General features: G+C 67.9%; 16 protein-coding genes. 10 read left to right on the top strand and 6 right to left on the bottom strand.

Translation table 11 applies throughout. From position 1 onward, the window contains the following. Positions 1 to 2 precede the first annotated feature (2 nt). From ACSQ3M_RS13260 to ACSQ3M_RS13225, 8 genes are all read left to right on the top strand, one after another. Positions 3 to 2,273, top strand: a complete 2,271-nt coding sequence (locus ACSQ3M_RS13260) for a chemotaxis protein CheA (protein ID WP_436150550.1) — start codon at positions 3 to 5, stop codon at positions 2,271 to 2,273. A 3-nt stretch (positions 2,274 to 2,276) separates the two neighbouring features. Then, positions 2,277 to 2,780 carry a chemotaxis protein CheW gene (locus tag ACSQ3M_RS13255; RefSeq protein ID WP_436150549.1) on the top strand — a complete coding sequence of 168 codons (504 nt, stop codon included), beginning with the start codon at positions 2,277 to 2,279 and terminating at the stop codon, positions 2,778 to 2,780. Positions 2,781 to 2,863: 83 nt separating this feature from the next. Next, positions 2,864 to 4,813: a methyl-accepting chemotaxis protein gene (locus ACSQ3M_RS13250; protein WP_436150548.1), complete on the top strand. Its 1,950-nt coding sequence runs from the start codon at positions 2,864 to 2,866 to the stop codon at positions 4,811 to 4,813. A 22-nt stretch (positions 4,814 to 4,835) separates the two neighbouring features. Next, positions 4,836 to 5,687: a CheR family methyltransferase gene (locus ACSQ3M_RS13245; protein WP_436150547.1), complete on the top strand. Its 852-nt coding sequence runs from the start codon at positions 4,836 to 4,838 to the stop codon at positions 5,685 to 5,687. Beyond that, positions 5,684 to 6,277: a chemoreceptor glutamine deamidase CheD gene (locus ACSQ3M_RS13240; protein ID WP_436150546.1), complete on the top strand. Its 594-nt coding sequence runs from the start codon at positions 5,684 to 5,686 to the stop codon at positions 6,275 to 6,277. The genes ACSQ3M_RS13245 and ACSQ3M_RS13240 overlap by 4 nt, the downstream gene beginning before the upstream one ends. Next, entirely contained in the window at positions 6,277 to 7,386 is a 1,110-nt protein-coding gene (gene cheB / locus ACSQ3M_RS13235; protein ID WP_436150545.1) for a chemotaxis-specific protein-glutamate methyltransferase CheB, read from the top strand. The genes ACSQ3M_RS13240 and cheB overlap by 1 nt, the downstream gene beginning before the upstream one ends. A 10-nt stretch (positions 7,387 to 7,396) precedes the next feature. Continuing rightward, positions 7,397 to 7,783, top strand: a complete 387-nt coding sequence (locus ACSQ3M_RS13230) for a response regulator (RefSeq protein WP_110488895.1) — start codon at positions 7,397 to 7,399, stop codon at positions 7,781 to 7,783. Positions 7,784 to 7,912: 129 nt separating this feature from the next. Beyond that, positions 7,913 to 8,470 carry a glutathione peroxidase gene (locus tag ACSQ3M_RS13225; protein WP_436150544.1) on the top strand — a complete coding sequence of 186 codons (558 nt, stop codon included), beginning with the start codon at positions 7,913 to 7,915 and terminating at the stop codon, positions 8,468 to 8,470. Between the two features lie 175 nt (positions 8,471 to 8,645). Here ACSQ3M_RS13225 and ACSQ3M_RS13220 read toward each other — a convergent pair whose 3' ends face one another. The 3 genes from ACSQ3M_RS13220 to ACSQ3M_RS13210 form a co-directional block, all read right to left on the bottom strand. Beyond that, positions 8,646 to 10,061, bottom strand: a complete 1,416-nt coding sequence (locus ACSQ3M_RS13220) for a mannose-1-phosphate guanylyltransferase/mannose-6-phosphate isomerase (protein WP_436150543.1) — start codon at positions 10,059 to 10,061, stop codon at positions 8,646 to 8,648. Between the two features lie 103 nt (positions 10,062 to 10,164). Beyond that, positions 10,165 to 10,710: a molybdopterin adenylyltransferase gene (gene mog, locus ACSQ3M_RS13215; RefSeq protein ID WP_436150542.1), complete on the bottom strand. Its 546-nt coding sequence runs from the start codon at positions 10,708 to 10,710 to the stop codon at positions 10,165 to 10,167. 8 nt (positions 10,711 to 10,718) lie between these two features. After that, positions 10,719 to 11,726, bottom strand: a complete 1,008-nt coding sequence (locus tag ACSQ3M_RS13210) for an NAD-dependent epimerase (RefSeq protein WP_436150541.1) — start codon at positions 11,724 to 11,726, stop codon at positions 10,719 to 10,721. A gap of 111 nt (positions 11,727 to 11,837) precedes the next feature. Here ACSQ3M_RS13210 and ACSQ3M_RS13205 point away from each other — a divergent pair, with 111 nt between their 5' ends. After that, the gene (locus ACSQ3M_RS13205; protein ID WP_436150540.1) at positions 11,838 to 12,854 is read left to right on the top strand and encodes a hypothetical protein; all 1,017 of its coding nucleotides are present in this window, start codon (positions 11,838 to 11,840) and stop codon (positions 12,852 to 12,854) included. Here ACSQ3M_RS13205 and ACSQ3M_RS13200 read toward each other — a convergent pair. From ACSQ3M_RS13200 to ACSQ3M_RS13190, 3 genes are read right to left on the bottom strand one after another with little or no spacing between them, the layout of a single operon-like run. Beyond that, entirely contained in the window at positions 12,828 to 13,949 is a 1,122-nt protein-coding gene (locus ACSQ3M_RS13200; RefSeq protein ID WP_436150539.1) for a GNAT family N-acetyltransferase, read from the bottom strand. The two genes, ACSQ3M_RS13205 and ACSQ3M_RS13200, sit on opposite strands and share 27 nt — an antisense overlap. After that, positions 13,946 to 14,224, bottom strand: coding sequence for an EscU/YscU/HrcU family type III secretion system export apparatus switch protein (locus tag ACSQ3M_RS13195; RefSeq protein WP_436150538.1), 279 nt, complete (start codon positions 14,222 to 14,224; stop codon positions 13,946 to 13,948). The genes ACSQ3M_RS13200 and ACSQ3M_RS13195 overlap by 4 nt, the downstream gene beginning before the upstream one ends. Beyond that, positions 14,221 to 15,753: a flagellar hook-length control protein FliK gene (locus ACSQ3M_RS13190; protein WP_436150537.1), complete on the bottom strand. Its 1,533-nt coding sequence runs from the start codon at positions 15,751 to 15,753 to the stop codon at positions 14,221 to 14,223. Before ACSQ3M_RS13190 ends, ACSQ3M_RS13195 begins: the two co-directional genes overlap by 4 nt. A gap of 119 nt (positions 15,754 to 15,872) precedes the next feature. On the opposite strand from ACSQ3M_RS13190, the gene ACSQ3M_RS13185 reads away from it, so the two are divergent. Then, positions 15,873 to 16,883, top strand: a complete 1,011-nt coding sequence (locus ACSQ3M_RS13185; protein WP_436150536.1) for an aldo/keto reductase — start codon at positions 15,873 to 15,875, stop codon at positions 16,881 to 16,883. Positions 16,884 to 16,997 lie beyond the last annotated feature (114 nt).

Here is a 16,997-nt window from a genome sequence, read left to right as displayed (position 1 = left end):
CTATGGATCCGTTGGCGGAACTCAAGCAGACTTTTTTCCAGGAATGCGATGAACTCCTCGGTGCGCTGGAGCAGAAGCTCCAGTTGCTCGATGAAGGTTCGACCGATCCCGAGGACGTCAACGCCGCCTTCCGCGCTATCCACTCGATCAAAGGTGGTGCTGGCGCTTTCGGCTGCACCGAGCTCGTCGGCTTCGCACATGTCTTCGAGGCTGCGCTCGACCATCTGCGCTCGGGCCGCGTTGCGCTCGGGGACGCACCGTTCAGCCTGTTCCTGCGCTGCTCGGACGCGGTCTCCGATCTCGTCAACGCTGCGCGTAACGACGAGATCGCGCCGGTGCGCTCCGATTTGCTCGCGGCGCTCGAGCAGGTCGGGCAGGCCAAGCCGGTGCCGTCGGCTGCTCCGGCCGCACCCGCGTCTGAAGCACCGCCCGGCATCGCCGCACTCGGCAACCTCCTCGCCATGGTCGACTCCAAGATGGGCGCGCCGGCACCGGCTGCGCCTCCCAAGGACGATGATGGCTGGGACGACGAGCCCGTCGTCGCCGCGCCGGTCCGCAGGCTCGGCTATGACGTGCGCATCAAGATTACGCCGGAGGCCGATCTGTTCCGCCGGGTGATCGAGCCACGCGTGGCGATCGGCATCCTGCCGGCGGAGGAGATCGTTTCGGTCGCCTGCGATCTCAGCCACGTCCCGCCGCTCGAAGCCCTCGACGTCACCGATTGCCATATGCGCTTCGAGGTGATGCTGCGGACCGCATTGTCGGCGGAGGAGATCGTTTCGAAATTCGACTTCACCCTCGCCAATGAGGAGTTCGAGGTCGAGGTCCTGGCGGATGCCGAGGTCGAGACCGCCCCGGCGGCCCCGGCCGAGGTGCCGCAAAGCGTCGCTGCCGACCTGTCGGCGATCCTTGCCCGGCTCGGGCCGAGCGCCGATGCCGCGCCGCAGCCCGACATCCATCCTGTCGCTGCACCCGTGGTTCCGGTCGCCGCCGCGCCGGCAGCCCCAGCAACTCCGGCAGCGTCGCGCGCCGCGATACGGCCTGCCGCCAACGATGTCGCTGCGCGCCAGCGCCAGGCCGTCAGCGTTCGCGTCGATCTCGACCGTATCGATCGGCTGATGAACCTGGTCGGCGAGATCGTCATCACCCAGTCCATGCTGGTCGAGTGCGTGCGCTCGCTGCCCTACGATGTCTATGCCAAGACCGCCGAAGGCATCCTGACCCTGTCGCGCCAGACGCGCGAGCTGCAGGACCATGTCATGGCCGTGCGCGCCCAGCCGGTGAAGGCAGTGTTCCAGCGCATGCCGCGCCTGGTGCGCGAGCTCGCCCAGACGCTCGGCAAGGAAGTGAAGCTCGTCCTCGAGGGCGAGAACACCGAGGTCGACAAGACCATCATCGAGGAACTGGCCGATCCGCTGACCCACATGATCCGCAATTCGATGGATCACGGGGTGGAGACGCCGGATGAGCGCATCGCCGCCGGCAAGCATCCGGAAGGCACGATCAGGCTGATCGCCGAGCACCGCGCCGGCCGCATCGTCATCAGCGTCACCGATGACGGGCGCGGCATCGGTCGCGACAGGCTGCTCGCCAAGGCGAAATCCCGTGGCCTTGTCGGCGCCGACGAGAAGCTCGCGCCGGAGGAGATCGACCAGCTGATCTTCGCGGCCGGCCTGTCGACGGCGGACGCGGTCAGCGACATCTCCGGGCGCGGCGTCGGCATGGACGTGGTTCGCCGCAACGTCGAATCGCTCGGCGGCCGCATCAGCGTCGATTCCGAGCCCGGCCGTGGCTGCAAGTTCACACTCGCTCTGCCGCTGACGCTCGCCGTGCTCGAAGGCATGGTGATCCGCTGTGGCGACGACCGCTACGTCATTCCGATCGCCAGCGTGATCGAGACGCAGCACCTCGCCAACACGCCGATCGAGCATCTGACGTTTGGCCAGGAGGTGCTGCGCTGGCGCGGCGAGATCACGCCGCTGCACCGGCTCGGGGCCGTGATGGGCTCCGCCGGCACGCGCGACGAGAACATCATCATCATCGCGGAGACCGAGCGCGGCGGCAATGTCGGCATCGCCGTCGACGAGATCGTCGGGCAGCAACAGGTCGTGGTGAAGAGCCTCGAGTCGAATTACGGCACGGTCAACGGCGCCTCCGCCGCGACCATCCTCGGCGACGGTCTCGTCGCGCTCATTCTCGATGTCGACTCGATGCTGCGCGTGGCGGCCTCGGGCGTCCGCCAACCCGTTCCCGAACTCAAACTGGCTGGATGAACCATGTCCCTGCAGCTCAGCGAAAAGCACTTCACCTCGGCGCAACCTGAGTCCGCGGCGCGCCGGATCGTCACCTTCCGGGTCGGCGACCGTACCTTCGGCATCGATGTCGGCATGGTCCGCGAGATCAAGGGCTGGCAGGCAACGACGCCGCTGCCGCACGCGGCCCCGCATGTGCGCGGCGTGCTCAACCTGCGCGGCGTCATCCTCGCAGTCTACGATCTGCGTACCGCGATCGGGCTCGGCACCACGGATGCCACCGCGACCCATGTGATCGTCGTCGTCGATATCGACGACAAGACCGCCGGCCTCCTGGTCGACTCGGTCTCGGACATCGTCGACGTGCCGGTCAGCGCGGTGCGGCCGGCGCCGGACCTGGAGCGTGACGAGCACGGGCTGATCGAAGGCCTGGTCCTGCTCGACACCGAAATCGTCGCCCTGCTCGACCTTGCGGCAGTGATCCGCGACGGCGGCGACAACCAGGCCAAGCAACTGCGCGTCGCCTGAACGTCCCGCGGCTTCCTCCGGCAGCGCCCAGCCGGAACGCCAAAAGATGATCAGGACCGCCTGAGAGACATAAAAACGAGCAAATGAACCAGCTGGGCGCCCTCTCGAAACTCTCGGTCAAACTGCCGGCGCTCTTCGCCGGCGGCGCCGCTGTTTCAGGCGGCATCGTCGCATTCGCTGTGCAACAGGGCGCGGCGGCCCGGCTTGGCGCACTCGGCCTGTCCAGCCAGCAGGCCGATGCAGCATTGTCGGGACTGGCGAGCCTTGCACTACCGTTCGGCGCTGCGGGCCTTGCCATCGCCGCCGGCCTCGGCTGGCTGACGGCGCGCTCGCTGACGCGGCCGGTGACGGCGCTGCGTGAGGGCATGGAGAAACTTTCGGAGGGAGCGGCCGGAGCCCTGCCCGGGCTCGCCCGCCGCGACGAGATCGGCGATCTGTCGCGGGCGCTGCATCAGGTCCAGGAGAACTCCATCGAGGCAGGACGCATTCGCGCAGCGCTCGATGGCTGCCGCACCTGCATCATGGTCTGCGACGCGCAGGACCGTGTCGTCTACGTCAACAAGTCACTGCTGAGCTTCTTCAGCGGGGCGCAGGACGATTTCCGCGCCGCCTTCCCGGGCGTCTCGGCCAAGGACATGCTCGGCAAGGTGCTGGAGCTGTTCGCCGGTCCGCAGGGCGTCCCCGAAGCCCGCACCATGCGCGTGCCGCTCGGCCGGCGCATGGTCGCGCTGACGCTGACCACGATGGTTCAGCCCGATGGCCAGCGCCTCGGCTCGACGATCGAATGGCGAGAGCTGACCGAGGAATTGCGCGCCGCCGATGAGGTGGCAGCAGTGGTCGCGGCGGCGGCCGAAGGCGATTTCTCCCGGCGCGTGCCGCTCACCGGCAAGCCGGAGGCGCTGCAGCGCATCGCCGAGGGCATCAACGAGATCAATACGATCGTCGAAGCTGCCACAAATGAATTCGCCGCGGTCCTGTCCGGGCTCAACGAGGGCGACCTGACCGGCCGTGTCGACGGGGCCTATGATGGCTGTCTCGGCGAGCTGAAGGCCGGGCTCAACCAGACACTCGCGCGGCTGACGCAGACGGTTTCCGGCATCCAGGCGACGGCGGCTCACGTCGCAGCGACGGCCATCGAGATCCGGGCGGGAGCGGCCGATCTCGCCGAGCGCACCGAGCATTCAGCTGCCGGGCTGGAAGAAACATCGGCGACGACCGGACAGCTCGCGACCTCGATCGGACAGAGCGCCAGCCGTTCGCGCGCCGCGACCGCGCTCGCCAGCGAGGCAATGGCGGTCGCCGGCAGCGGTCAGGAGGCCGTGGCCGAGACGATCGGCGCGATCGGGCGGATGGAGCAGTCGTCGGCGCGGATTGCCGAGATCGTCTCGGTGATCGACGGCATCGCCTTCCAGACCAATCTGCTGGCCCTCAACGCGGCGGTTGAAGCGGCTCGCGCCGGCGATGCCGGCAGGGGTTTTGCCGTGGTCGCGAGCGAGGTGCGCACGCTGGCGCAGCGCTCGGCCACAGCCGCCAACGACATCAAGGGCGTGATCGCCAACTCCAACGCTGAGGTCGCCGAGGGTGTGCGCCTGGTGCGCCGGACCGGCGAGACCCTCGGCCGCATCGTCACGGCGGTGGAGCAGGTCTCGGCGACGGTCGCGGAAATTTCGCAGGCGAGTGCCGGGCAGGCGAGCGATATCGCGGCGATGAGCCGATCCGTCGCGGCGATGGACGAGGCGACCCAGCAGAATGCGGCGCTGGCCGAACAGAGCGCCGGCTCGGCCGCGAGCCTCGCCGAGCAGACAGAGGCGCTGCGTGAGCTCGCCGGCTTCTTCCAGCTGGGCCGGGCGCCGGTCCAGACGCGGCCAGCCTCGATCGAACCTGCCCGGCAGCGCCAGCCCGCCGCGAACGCGCCGACCGAGCCGCGGCGCCTGCCCGCCCGCCAGGATACCCATTCCACCGAATCCCGCTCCGTCACTCCGCGCCGCCGCGTTGCCGGCGGAGGGCGGAAGGACGAGTGGGCCGAGTTCTAGTTCTTATCGCCAAGGCCGAAGCATGCTTGCGCCTCAACCCGTCCAGTCGGACACCACGCTCAGCCGGGACGACATGGCCCTCGTGGCCAAGCTCGTCTACGAGCATGCGGGTATCGTCATCCGCGAGCACAAAGAGGCGATGGCGCGCGGGCGGCTGGCGCGGCGCGTCAAGGTACTGGGCCTCGGCTCGATCGCGGAATACTGCGCCTATCTGCGCACAGCGTCGGCAGTGGATGAAATTCCGGAGCTGATCAACGCGGTTACCACCAACCACACCGCCTTCTTCCGCGAGCGTCACCATTTCGACCACCTGCGCAAGGATGTGCTGCCGCGCCTCATCCAGGAGCGGGCTGGCCGCCGGGGGCGCATCCGGATCTGGTCGGCCGCCTGCTCGTCAGGCGAGGAGCCCTACAGCGCCGCCGCGATCTCGCGCGACGTGATCGGCCATCGCAGCGATCTCGACTTCAAGATTCTGGCGACCGACATCGACACCGACATTCTCGACCGGGCTGCCGCCGGGCAATACCCGACCGACCAGTTCGACCGGCTGCCGGCCGATCTGCGCCCGCTGCTCAAACTGGAAGGCCAGAACGGGCGCGGCGAAGCGCGTATCGCCGATGAGCTCAAGCGGCTGATCGCGTTCAAGCGGCTGAACCTGATCGAGAACTGGCCGATGAAGGGGCCGTTCGACGTCATCTTCTGCCGCAACGTCTTCATCTATTTCGATACACCGACCAAGGCCGCGATCCTCGACCGCTACGTCGCGCTGCTGCAGCCTGGCGGCTTCCTCTATCTCGGCCATTCTGAATCACTGCCCCAGCCGCACCCGCAATTGCGGCTGATCGGCCGGACGATCTACGAGCGCACGCCATGAGCCTGAACCGATCCTCACGGCGCTATTTCGATCCGCGCTTCGACGCCACCATCATCACGGTCGCGCCGGGCGAGCACGAGATTACCGCGGCCAAAGACGAGATCGTCGCCACTGTGCTCGGCTCCTGCGTCTCGGTCTGCATGCGCGACCCTCAGATCGGCGTGGGCGGGCTCAACCATTTCCTGCTGCCGAAGAACAATGGCGGCACCGATACCCATGCCGGCGAGCGCTATGGCGACACCGCCATGGAGGTGCTGATCAACGGCCTGTTGAAGCGGGGCGCCAGGCGCGGCCAGCTCGAGGCCAAGGTCTTCGGCGGCGCGCGTGTGCTCTCCGGCGCCACCATGCTGGCGATCGGCGAGGGCAACATCATCTTCGTCAACGAGTTCCTCGCCCGCGAGGGCATCCCGGTCGTCTCCAGGGACGTCGGCGGCACGCGCTCGCGCCGGATCCACTATCAGCCCGCGACCGGGCGCGCCTGGGTCCAGCATGTCCAGCAGGCGGCGCGCGATCCCGAACGCGCGCAGGAAATCGCCTATCTCAACCGCCTCAAGACCCAGCCTGTGGCGGGTGAAGTGGAGATCTGGTGATGAGCACGCTGACCGCCTCCGCCGGCCCGGTGAAAGTCCTGGTCGTCGACGATTCCATCCTGATGCAGAAGTTGATGACGCAGATCATCAACTCGACCCCCGGTTTCCAGGTGATCGGCGTCGCCGGCAGCGCCGAGGAGGGCTGGGATGCGATCCAGGAACTGCGGCCCGATATCCTGACGCTCGATATGGAGCTGCCCGGCCGTCACGGGCTCAAGTTGCTGGCCCGGGTGCTGAAGCAGGATCCGCTGCCGGTGCTGATCGTCTCGGCCTTTGGCGGACCGGGTGCCGACAACACCATCCAGGCGCTGGAGCTTGGCGCGATCGACTTCATCGAAAAGCCGGACGGGGCGACGCACACGCTCGAAGGCTTCATGAAGCACGTCGCCGCGGCGCTGCAGCGCGCCTCGGCCAGCCGGCGCCTGATGGCGGCTGCAAAGGAAATGGTCACGCAGCAGCGGCCCCAGAGCGCTCCGGCCCGGCCAGCGGCCCTGCATGTGCCCGCCAATCACGGCAAGGTCTCGCTGATCGCGATCGGCGCCTCGACCGGCGGCGTGCCGGCGGTGCAGACCGTGATGCGCGATGCGGCGCATCTGCGCCTGCCGATCGCCGTGGTCCAGCACATGCCGGCAGGCTACACGGCCAAGTTCGCGGCGAGGCTTTCGGCAGCGACAGGGCTCGACGTACGCGAGGCCGCCGATGGCGAGCGCCTGCGCCCGGGCATGGCGGTGGTGGCGCCGGGCGGCCTGAAGCATCTCGAGATCGAGGAGCGGCGCGGCGAGCTCATCTGCCATCTCAAGGACGCGCCGCTGGTCAGTGGGCATTGCCCCTCGGTCGACGTGATGTTCCATTCGGTGGCACGGGCGCTCGGCAGCCATGCGATTGGCGCGCTGCTTACCGGCATGGGTCGCGATGGCGCTGACGGTTTGTTAGCCATGCGCAAAGCCGGCGCGGCGACATTAATCCAAAGTGGCGAGACCTGTGTGGTAAACGGGATGCCGAAAGCCGCGTTCGAGTTGGGCGCCGCTGATCGGGTCGTGCCGCTCGACCAGATCGGAGGCGCCATCGCGGGATTGCTGGGCGAGCGCCCGCAGCAGCGCACCGCGTAAGGAGAGTGCCATGTCCAAGGCGAGAAGCGAGTACCGCATCCTCGTGGTCGACGACCAGAAGAGCATGCGCGGCCTTGCGACCTACTTCCTCAAGCAGATCGAGTTCCAGGACATCGACGAGGCGGAGAACGCCCGCGAGGCCCTGATGAAGATGCAGACCAAGCGCTACGACCTCTTGCTGCTCGACTGGAACATGGACGGGATGAGCGGCATCGACCTCTTGCGCGCCATCCGTTCGGTGCCGGAGCTCAACCAGATCAAGATCATCATGGCGACCTCGGAGCGCTCGGTCGACAAGATGGACGAGGCGACCACCAATGGCGCCGACCATTACGTCGTGAAGCCCTATGAGCTGCGCGATCTCGAGGTCCGCGTGAAGAAGGTTCTGGCCTGCTGAGTGGCTGGCGCCCTCGCGAACGATCGACGCCCTGGCCCGCGCCGGGGCGTTTTCGTTTCCGCTCGCGGATATCTTACTTGGCGAGTAGGCTGTCGCGGCAGTAGCTTGGCCTCATCGCGGAGCTTGCCCATGCGCTTTCATCGCCGCCAGATCTTTGCTTTTCTCGCCCTTGCACCGGCCGCTCCGGCATTCGCCGCGCAGGGGGAGAGCAATGCCTATGCCTTCAGCTTCGACCGGGCCGAAGGCGGGCGCATTCCGCTGTCAGCCTATCGCGGCAAGCCGATCCTGATCGTCAACACGGCAACGCAATGCGGTCTTGCAGGGCAGTTCACCGGGCTCGAACAACTCTGGCAGCGCTATCGCGACCGCGGTCTTGTCCTGATCGCGGTGCCGAGCAACGACTTTGGCGGGCAGGAGCCGCTCGACGGCGCGGCGATTGCCGAAGCTGTGCGGCAAAGCCATGGCGCGAACTATCCGATCACGCAGAAGAACGTCGTGCGCGGGCCGGATGCCCATCCGTTCTATCGCTGGGCGGCGAACCAGCGCCCGACCGAGCTGCCGAACTGGAACTTCCACAAATACCTGATCGGCCGCGACGGCAGCCTGATCGGCAGCTTCAGCTCGCGCAGCGACCCGCTGGCGCCGGAACTCATCCGCGCGATCGGGCAGGAGCTGGACAAGGGCTGAGCGAAAAGGCTCCAGCGCGCTATCCCCTCTCCCCTTGCGGGAGAGGGTTAGGGTGAGGGGTCTCGCGACGCTGCCAGCTATTGGGCAAAAGCCGCCATCGATGCCGACCTGAGTGACCCCTCATCCGGCGCTTCGCGCCACCTTCTCCCGCAAGGGGAGAAGGAAAGGCGTGCCCTCAGCTGCGGGCGTAGATGTCCTCGATGCGGATGATGTCGTCCTCGCCGGTATAGCTGCCGACCTGGACCTCGATCAGTTCGAGCCCGATCTTGCCGGGGTTCTTCAGCCGGTGTGTGCAGCCGATCGGCAGGTAGACCGACTCGTTCTCGTGGACGAACCGAACCGTGCCGTCGAGCGTGACCTCGGCCGTGCCCGTGACCACGACCCAGTGCTCGGCGCGGTGGAAATGCTTCTGCAGGCTGAGCTGGCCGCCTTCCTTGACGTGGATGTGCTTGACCTGGAAGCGGCTGCCGATGTCGATGCGCTGGTACCAGCCCCAGGGCCGGTAGATGCGCAAATGCTCGCTGGCCTCGGGCCGCCCCTCGGCCTTCATCTGCTCGACCAGCGCCTTGACCTTGCCGGCCGCCGCCATCGAGGCGACGAGCACGGCATCGCGGGTCGAGACCACGACGACGTCGTCGAGCCCGACCACGGTGGTCAGCATCTCTTCGCTGCGGATCAGCGAGCGGCGGGTGTCGAGCGCGACCGCCGGACCTTCCAGCACGTTGCCGTTGTCGTCCTGCGGCTTGATCGCATGGATCGAGTCCCAGGAGCCGACATCGGACCAGTCGAAGGAGGCGGCGAGCATGCCGGCATGGGAGGTGCGCTCCATCACGGCATAGTCGATCGAGATCTTGGTGGCGCGGCTAAAGCTCTCTGGATCGAGCCGAAGGAAATCGAGGTCGCGCTTGGCGCGGCCGACCGCGGCTTCGGCCGCCGATAGCACCGCCGGCGCGTGGCGCGCCAGTTCCTCCCGCATGATGCCGGCTGAGAACAGGAAATTGCCGCTGTTCCAGAGATAGCCGTCGGCGAGATACTGTTTCGCCAGATCGAGCTTCGGCTTCTCGACGAAGCGGGCGAGGCGGCTGGCGCCGGGCTCGGGCAGCGCTTCGCCGGGGGCGAGATAACCATAGGCGGTCGAAGGGTTCGTCGGCTTGATGCCGAGCGTCATGATCAGCCCGCTGGCGGCAAGGCCGGCGGCGCGCTTGCAATCCTGGCGGAAGGCTTCGGCATCGCCGACCACATGGTCGGAGGCGAGCGCGACGCAGACCGCATCGGGATCGCGCTTTTCCGCAATGACCATGCCGACGGCAATGGCCGCGGCGGAGTCGCGACGCTCCGGTTCGAGCACGATCTCGCCCTGGATGCCGAGCGCCAGCATCTGCTCGGCGACGATGAAGCGGAAATCATTGTTGGTGATGACGATCGGCGCGCCGAAGGCCGGGTCGGCGAGGCGCTGCAGCGTCGCCTGGAAGGTCGAGAGACCGTCCTCCAGCAGCGGGATGAACTGCTTCGGCATGGTGTCGCGCGACAGCGGCCAGAGGCGGGTGCCGGAGCCGCCAGCCATGACGAGAGGGACGATCTTTGTGGCCATGAAGGGGTTCCGGCGGGATCTGACCCCTGATTTCTACAGCACCGAAGCTACTATCCGATAAACGCTCATAGGGGGAGGGTGGTGGTATCGGTCGAGGTATCGTTCACCCTTTCGGCTTCTGCCCCGGCCGAAAGGCGACGATCACCGCGGGATCGGTCTCCAGATAGGGTCCCTCGATCAGGTCGATGCAGTAGGGGATCGCCGGCATCACCGCGTCGAGGCATTCGGCGATGGCGCGCGGGCGGCCGGGCAGGTTGACGATCAGCGACTTGCCGCGGATGCCGGCGAGCTGGCGCGAGAGGATCGCGGTCGGCACCTTGGCGAGGCTGACCTGGCGCATCAATTCGCCGAACCCGGGCATCAGCTTGTCGATCACGTCCTCGGTCGCTTCAGGCGTGACGTCGCGCGGGGCAGGGCCGGTGCCGCCCGTCGTGACGATCAGGCAGCAGCCCTCCTTGTCGGCGAGCTCGATCAGCGTCTGCGCGATGCCGCCGCGATCGTCGGGGATGATTCGTGTGATCGCCTGCCAGGGGCTGGTCAGCGCCTTGCTGAAGTAGTCGAGGATGGCCGGCCCGCCCTCGTCGGCGTAGACGCCGGCCGAGGCGCGGTCGGACACGGTGACGATGCCGATCTTCGCTGGTGACGCCATGGCTTTCCTCAGACGCGGTAGAAGTCGCGATACCAGCGCACCATGCGCCCGATGCCTTCGGCGAGCGGCGTATGCGGACGGAAGCCCACCGCCGCCTCCAGCGCCGAGACGTCGGCGGCGGTGCGTAGCACGTCGCCGGGCTGGCGCGGCTTCATCTCCATCACGGCCTTCTTGCCGACCGCCTGCTCGATCGTGGCGATGAAATCCATCAGCGGCACCGGATCGGAGTTGCCGATATTGTAGAGCCGCCAGGGCGCCGAGGAGGTCGCTGGGCTAGGCTCGTCGCTCGACCAGGCGGAGTCAGGTGCCGCGACCTGGTCGAGCACGCGCACCACGCCCTCGACGATATCGTCGATATAGGTGAAGTCGCGCTCGTGCCGGCCCTCGTTGAAGACCTCGATCGGCTCGCCGGCGAGGATCTTCTTGGTGAAGATCATCGGCGCCATGTCGGGCCGGCCCCAGGGGCCGTAGACGGTGAAGAAGCGCAGGCCCGTGGTCGGTAGCCCGTAGAGATGGGCGTAGGCATGGGCCATGCCCTCGTTCGCCTTCTTGGTCGCGGCATAGAGGCTGACCGGATGGTCGACATTGTCCTCGACGCGGAACGGCGTGCGGGTGTTGGCGCCATAGACCGAGCTCGACGAGGCGTAGACGAGATGCTCGACGCCGTTCCGGCGGCAGCCTTCGAGGACATGGCCGAAGCCGGTGAGATTGGAATCGAGATAGGCCTGCGGGTTGTCGATCGAGAAGCGGACGCCGGCCTGGGCGCCGAGATGGACGACGCGCTCGAAGCGGCCCTCGGCGAAGAGCCTGGCCATGCCGTCGCGATCGGCGAGGTCGAGCGTCTCGAAGCTGAAGCGGTTATGGCCGGCAAGGCGAGCAAGGCGCGCCTGCTTCAAGGCGGGGTCGTAGTAATCGTTGAGATTGTCGATGCCGACGACCTCGTCGCCGCGTTCGAGCAGAACCCGGGCTGTCTCATTGCCGATGAAGCCGGCAGCCCCCGTCACCAGAACGCGCATGATCCTCCTCGCGCCAATCGCGCCGTTGCCGGACATGTCTATCGAGCAGCTTGCGGTCCCGGTCAACGCAAGGGGCTCGCGGGCGCCGCCACGATCTGCTAGCGCCGCGGCATGACCGCCGTGCCGACCGCTTCCTCCCTAGATCAGCCCGTACGTGGCAGCGGCTTCGCGACGACCTTCGTCGCCATCGTCGCGGGCGTGCTGCTGCTGACGGCGGTGACGACGCTCTGGCGCGATCCGTTCTGGGTCTTCCGCGCAGCGCCGCCCTGGACACATGACGGGGCAGGGGCGAGCCGCCTGCTCGACACGCAGATGCGCCGGATCAAGCCGCTGCAGATCGCCAATCTCAGGCCAGGAACGCTGCTCGTCGGCTCGTCGGTGACCTATCGCGGGCTCGATCCGCGCGACCTTAAGCCGGGCCTGCCGCAGCCAGCCTACAATGCCGGCCTCTCCTCGTTGATGGCGGCGGAATTGCCGATGCTGGCAGCATTGGCGCGGGATGTCGGCAGCGTGCGCCGGATCGTCATCGGGCTCGACTACTACATGTTCACCCGGCTGCCGCCGCCTCCGCCGCTACGGCCGGATCTGGCGAGCAGGCTTGGGCGCGCCGAGATGCGCCTGAAGCTGATGTTCAACTCGGAGGCGCCGGAGAACCTGTGGGGCGGCGGGCAGCGGCGCACCGAGCCTGGCCTCTGGCGCGGCGACGGCTTCAAGATCACGCCCGATTTCGACGCTGCGCTGACGCGCAAGATCGCGGCGGCGCAGGATATTACTGCGATGGCCTACGAACCGTCGCAGCTTGCAGCGCTTGACACTGCGCTTGGCCGCCTGCGCGGTCTCGACATCGCGGTTTATCTCTCCCCGATGAGTAGGGCGCAGCTCAGCCTGCTGGCGGAAGCTGGACGGCGGCCGGAGTTCGAACGCTGGCGGACGGATATAGCCACGGTGATAGCCCGGCATGGTCTCACCCTGTATGACCTGGCCACCGGCCATCCCTTCGACGATTTCGATCCCGACAAGGGCTCATCGCGTTTCTGGGTCGACAATGTCCACTTCAAGCCCGAGGTCGGGCGCTGGGTTCTGGCCCAGCTCGGCCTCGCTTCAGGCGCGATCGCGCCAGCGCCTTAGCCGCAGGCGCGCCGTCGCTGCGAGCCGGGGCAGGAGTGCGGAGCCGCCTGCGAGCGCGACGATCCCGTTCGCCATCTCCTGGCGCTCGCCCCAGGGATAGGCTGATGGATCGACCCGGTCGCCGGCGCCGCTGTCGAGCCGGAATGGGCGACCGGCGGCGAAATCGGCGCGCAGCATCTCGATTGCCAGTGCCCGGCCGGGTGAAAGCCTGGCCTTGGTCTCGTCATAGGCGATCTTGAGGAAGTGCGACTGCCCGGCGAGGTCGAGCAGCAGCCCGCCTGAGATCGGCTCGCCATCCAGCCGCAGCAGGTCGACCCGGACGGCGTCGACGGCGGCGAAATTCTCGACGATCTCGCGGATATAGGCAACATGTTCCGGCAGGCCGGCGAGCGCGGTGCCGCCACGGCCCTTCCAGCCGGCTGCTTCGAGCGCGAGGAAATCCTCCAGCGCGGCGACGGCGTCGGTGCCGCGATGGCGCTCATAGACGAGCGTGCCGGCCTTCTCCAGCTGGCGATGCTGCTGCATGCGCTTCTTGTAGCTCTGGCCGAAGGCGCGGCGCAGATAGCGCTCGGCATCGTCGCCCGGCTCGGGGACCAGCATCGGCCGTTGCCAGCGTTCGAAGCTCGTGAGGGTGCTGCCGGTCGCCACCAGCGCGGACTCGATGGCGACGAAGACGTTACCCTGCATGGGTAACAGGGGCAGTTTCAGGATGCTCGGCAGGTCGGGCATCTCGACGATGGCCCGTATCAGCGCCACGGCGACATCTCCCGCGCGTTCGCGATCGAGCATCGGGGCCGAGGATACCTCGTAGAGCGGCACCAGGGGGGCTTCGAGGACGGGTGCGAAGCCGGTGTGGATGCTGCGGATTCGGCGCAGGGCCCAGAGTCCGAGCAGGCGCTCCCCGCCTTGCTCATGCGCCGCGAGGACGACGATGTCGTCGCTGGCGATGCCGAAGCTCATCGCAGCCGCGACGGCCGCCGGCGCCATATGGAGGTTGGGCGCCTCGGCGCGGCGGCAGAGATCGACGAAGGCTTGGGCGAAGGTAGCGCCATAGGTCGCCGCCGGCAGGCGGCTGACCGCGACAGTTCCGGTCATGGGCGCGACGGGCCACCGGGGCGGCGCAGGCCGAGCACGAAGGCGATCACCTGCGCGGTTGCGAGGTAAAGTTCCTCGGGGATCGTGTCCTCAAGCTCGACCGCCGAAAGCGCCTGCGCCAGCACGGCATTCTGCTCGACCGCGATGTCGTGCTCGCGCGCCGTCTCGATGATCTTTTCCGCGACCACGCCATGGCCCTTGGCGGTAACGCGCGGGGCGCCCTGACCATCATATTCGAGCGCGACGGCGAGCGGCAGCGGCAGAGGCTGGGTCATGAGCGGCGGTCCAGGAACTGGCCGGCGCTCGCCTTGGCCTGCTGCGGGTGGCCGGTGAAGACCTCGAACTCGGCGCTGTCGAAGCGCGATCTGAGCAGCGAGGTCTCCAGATCGGGCGTCGCCTGACGCAGCAGGCGACTGGTCTCTTCGCGCTCGGCCCAGAAGGAGACGCCGATGGCGCGGCCCTGCAACGTTACCACGCCCTGGAGCGCGCCGAGTGGCTCGACATCGAGCGCGAAGCGCACCCGCCAGAGCGGTGCGTCCGGCGTCGCGGAGCCTGCTTGCGGCGGGTCGCGCTCGATCTCGAGTGGCAGCACTGCCGTGCCGTTCGGAAGGGCGAGCGGGATTTCGGTGAGCCAGCGTGCCGGCGGCTGCTGGTCGAGCCGCGCGGCCTCCTGCGGCAGCGAGGCGTATTGGGCGAGCGCGATACGGTCGAGCGCCGCTTCCGCCTGGCCGAACAGCGTCTGGGCGATCATCGCAGGTCGGGCGGCGCTGGTCAGGCTCGGCTCCGTGGCCGGCTGCGGCGTCAGCAGCCCGTCGCGCGGTGGGGCAGGGCGGGTCTTGGCCGGTATTTGGGTCGCAGCCTCCTGCTCGGGCGCTCCGGGCATGGCTGGGCGCCTGGCGGGCGCCGTGTCGGTGGTGCTCTCGCCGGGAAGAGGAAGCTTTGCTGCCGTCGCGCCCTCGACTGCGGGCTTGAGCAGGCCGCGCAGGCTTTGCAGCGCCACCTTGAGGTCGGTCCGCGATGTCGGAGCCTCTCCCGCCGCCTGACGGGCTTCGAGGAAGACGCCGGAGCGAGCAATGGCGGCCTTCAGCGCTTCGGCCGTGACGGGCTTGCCATCTGCCGGCAGCCGCTGGGCGAGGATCTGATCGACCAGAGTCATCAGCGGCTTCGGCAAGGTGAGCGCGACCGAGCCCTGCGCCAGGCTGCCGAGATTGGCGAAGAGCGGGGCGAAGCTGTCCTGCCGGCCAAGCGCGGCGCCGAGCAGTGGTCCGGCAACCGCACGGGGCGAAATGGGCACCGCCTGCGGCGCGACCGGCACGGTCGTGCCGGGGATCGTGCGGCCGGCCTGCAAAGCAATGGGGGCCGTCGATGCTTGTGCCAATGCGGAGGAAGTGGTTGCCGGGATCGCCGCTGGTGTCGACTGCGGAGCTGGTGGCGTGGTGCCGATAGTCGGTTGTCCAGCCGGCGCCGAGGCGTTGGCGCTGCTGGCCGGCGCCGGGCGGATGCCGACCAGTGTCGCCTGCAGCGGCGCGCCTGGCTCGGCGGGTGCGGCGAGCTTGAGCACCAGGCTGGCGCCCGGCTGTAGCGCCGCCTGCCTGGCCTCGGGGCCGGCGAGCACGAGCGCGACCTTGACGCCGTTGACCAGAGCCGTGGCGTTGCCGTCGCCATCGAGCGCGACGAGCTTGGCCTCCACGGTCTTGCCGGCGGCGAGGCCGGCATTGCCGTTCATCGCCGCGAGCAGGGTCGCGAGGCTCTGGCTCTTGACGAGCGCGGCGAGTTGCGCCGGATCGGGCGGGAGGGCTGCCATCCAGGGAGCCTGGCACGAAATGTTAAGGATTCTCTTGCGCGCGGCGGCATTGCGTTGGCCGCGCTGGTGCGGGCAACGGCTCTGCGGCAGGTTTGCCCGCTTGTTCAGGAGAGATCGTCATGGATTATCGCGCGCTCGGCCGTTCCGGCCTCAAGGTCTCGCCGCTCTGTCTGGGGACGATGATGTTCGGCGCGCAGACCGAGGAAGCCGATGCCCGCGCGATCATCGACAGCGCCGCCCGAGCCGGCATCAACTTCATCGATACCGCCGACGTCTATGCGGACGGGCGCTCGGAGGAGATCACCGGCCGCGCCATCGCCGGCAATCGCCATGGCTGGGTGCTGGCGACCAAGGCGGCGAATGCGATGGGCGAGGGGCCTAACCAGCGCGGGCTCTCGCGCAAATGGCTGTTTGAGGCGTGCGATGCCAGCCTGAAGCGGCTCGGCAGCGATTTCATCGACATCTACTATCTGCACAAGGAGGATCACGAGACGCCGCTTGCCGAAACGGTGCGCGCGATCGGCGACCTCGTGCGGGCCGGCAAGATCCGCTATTTCGGCGTTTCCAATTATCGCGGCTGGCGTGTCGCCGAAATCTGCCGGCTTTGCGACGAACTCGGCATCGACCGGCCGGTGGTCAGCCAACCCTATTACAACGCGATGAACCGCATGCCCGAGGTCGAGCATTTGCCGGCCTGCGGCTATTATGGGCTCGGCGTCGCCAGCTATTCGCCATTGGCCCGCGGCGTGCTGACGGCAAAATACGCGCCCGGCCAGGCGCCGCCGGAAGGCACGCGGGCCGGCCGCGCCGACAAGCGCATCATGCAGACCGAATGGCGCGAGGAATCGCTCGTCATCGCCCGCACCTTCGCCGACCACGCCAAGGCGCGAGGCCTGACCCCGGTACAGTTCGCGGTCCGCTGGGTGCTGAACAACAAGCTCCTGACCGCGGCCGTAGCGGGCCCGCGCACCATGGAGCAATGGCAGGGCTATCTCTCGGCGCTGTCAGCCGATTTCAGCGCCGAGGACGAGGCGCTGGTCGATAGCCTGGTGCCGGCGGGCCATCCGTCGACACCGGGCTACAGCGACCCGGCCTATCCGCTGGAGGGGCGGGTGGCGCGGACGGGGTGAGGGCTCCGTTCTTCCCTTCTCCCCTTGCGGGAGAAGGTGGCCCGCAGGGTCGGATGAGGGGTCGCGCAGGTCTTCGAGGCTTCAGAAAATGCGGCGCTGAGCCGATGATCAGCG

Origin of the sequence: Allobosea sp. LjRoot90 (assembly GCF_964254315.1) — a bacterium.
In the GTDB taxonomy this organism is placed as follows: Bacteria; Pseudomonadota; Alphaproteobacteria; order Rhizobiales; family Beijerinckiaceae; genus Allobosea.
Note: the sequence above shows the minus strand (reverse complement) of the source record. Positions and strands in the feature narration are given on the sequence as shown.

Excerpts from the sequence above, each read along its gene's own strand:
- ACSQ3M_RS13260 (WP_436150550.1), top strand. The coding sequence starts at position 3 with ATGGATCCGTTGGCGGAACTCAAGCAGACTTTTTTCCAGGAATGCGAT.
- ACSQ3M_RS13255 (WP_436150549.1), top strand. The coding sequence starts at position 2,277 with ATGTCCCTGCAGCTCAGCGAAAAGCACTTCACCTCGGCGCAACCTGAG.
- ACSQ3M_RS13250 (WP_436150548.1), top strand. The coding sequence starts at position 2,864 with ATGAACCAGCTGGGCGCCCTCTCGAAACTCTCGGTCAAACTGCCGGCG.
- ACSQ3M_RS13245 (WP_436150547.1), top strand. The coding sequence starts at position 4,836 with ATGCTTGCGCCTCAACCCGTCCAGTCGGACACCACGCTCAGCCGGGAC.
- ACSQ3M_RS13240 (WP_436150546.1), top strand. The coding sequence starts at position 5,684 with ATGAGCCTGAACCGATCCTCACGGCGCTATTTCGATCCGCGCTTCGAC.
- cheB (WP_436150545.1), top strand. The coding sequence starts at position 6,277 with ATGAGCACGCTGACCGCCTCCGCCGGCCCGGTGAAAGTCCTGGTCGTC.
- ACSQ3M_RS13230 (WP_110488895.1), top strand. The coding sequence starts at position 7,397 with ATGTCCAAGGCGAGAAGCGAGTACCGCATCCTCGTGGTCGACGACCAG.
- ACSQ3M_RS13225 (WP_436150544.1), top strand. The coding sequence starts at position 7,913 with ATGCGCTTTCATCGCCGCCAGATCTTTGCTTTTCTCGCCCTTGCACCG.
- ACSQ3M_RS13220 (WP_436150543.1), bottom strand. The coding sequence starts at position 10,061 with ATGGCCACAAAGATCGTCCCTCTCGTCATGGCTGGCGGCTCCGGCACC.
- mog (WP_436150542.1), bottom strand. The coding sequence starts at position 10,710 with ATGGCGTCACCAGCGAAGATCGGCATCGTCACCGTGTCCGACCGCGCC.
- ACSQ3M_RS13210 (WP_436150541.1), bottom strand. The coding sequence starts at position 11,726 with ATGCGCGTTCTGGTGACGGGGGCTGCCGGCTTCATCGGCAATGAGACA.
- ACSQ3M_RS13205 (WP_436150540.1), top strand. The coding sequence starts at position 11,838 with ATGACCGCCGTGCCGACCGCTTCCTCCCTAGATCAGCCCGTACGTGGC.
- ACSQ3M_RS13200 (WP_436150539.1), bottom strand. The coding sequence starts at position 13,949 with ATGACCGGAACTGTCGCGGTCAGCCGCCTGCCGGCGGCGACCTATGGC.
- ACSQ3M_RS13195 (WP_436150538.1), bottom strand. The coding sequence starts at position 14,224 with ATGACCCAGCCTCTGCCGCTGCCGCTCGCCGTCGCGCTCGAATATGAT.
- ACSQ3M_RS13190 (WP_436150537.1), bottom strand. The coding sequence starts at position 15,753 with ATGGCAGCCCTCCCGCCCGATCCGGCGCAACTCGCCGCGCTCGTCAAG.
- ACSQ3M_RS13185 (WP_436150536.1), top strand. The coding sequence starts at position 15,873 with ATGGATTATCGCGCGCTCGGCCGTTCCGGCCTCAAGGTCTCGCCGCTC.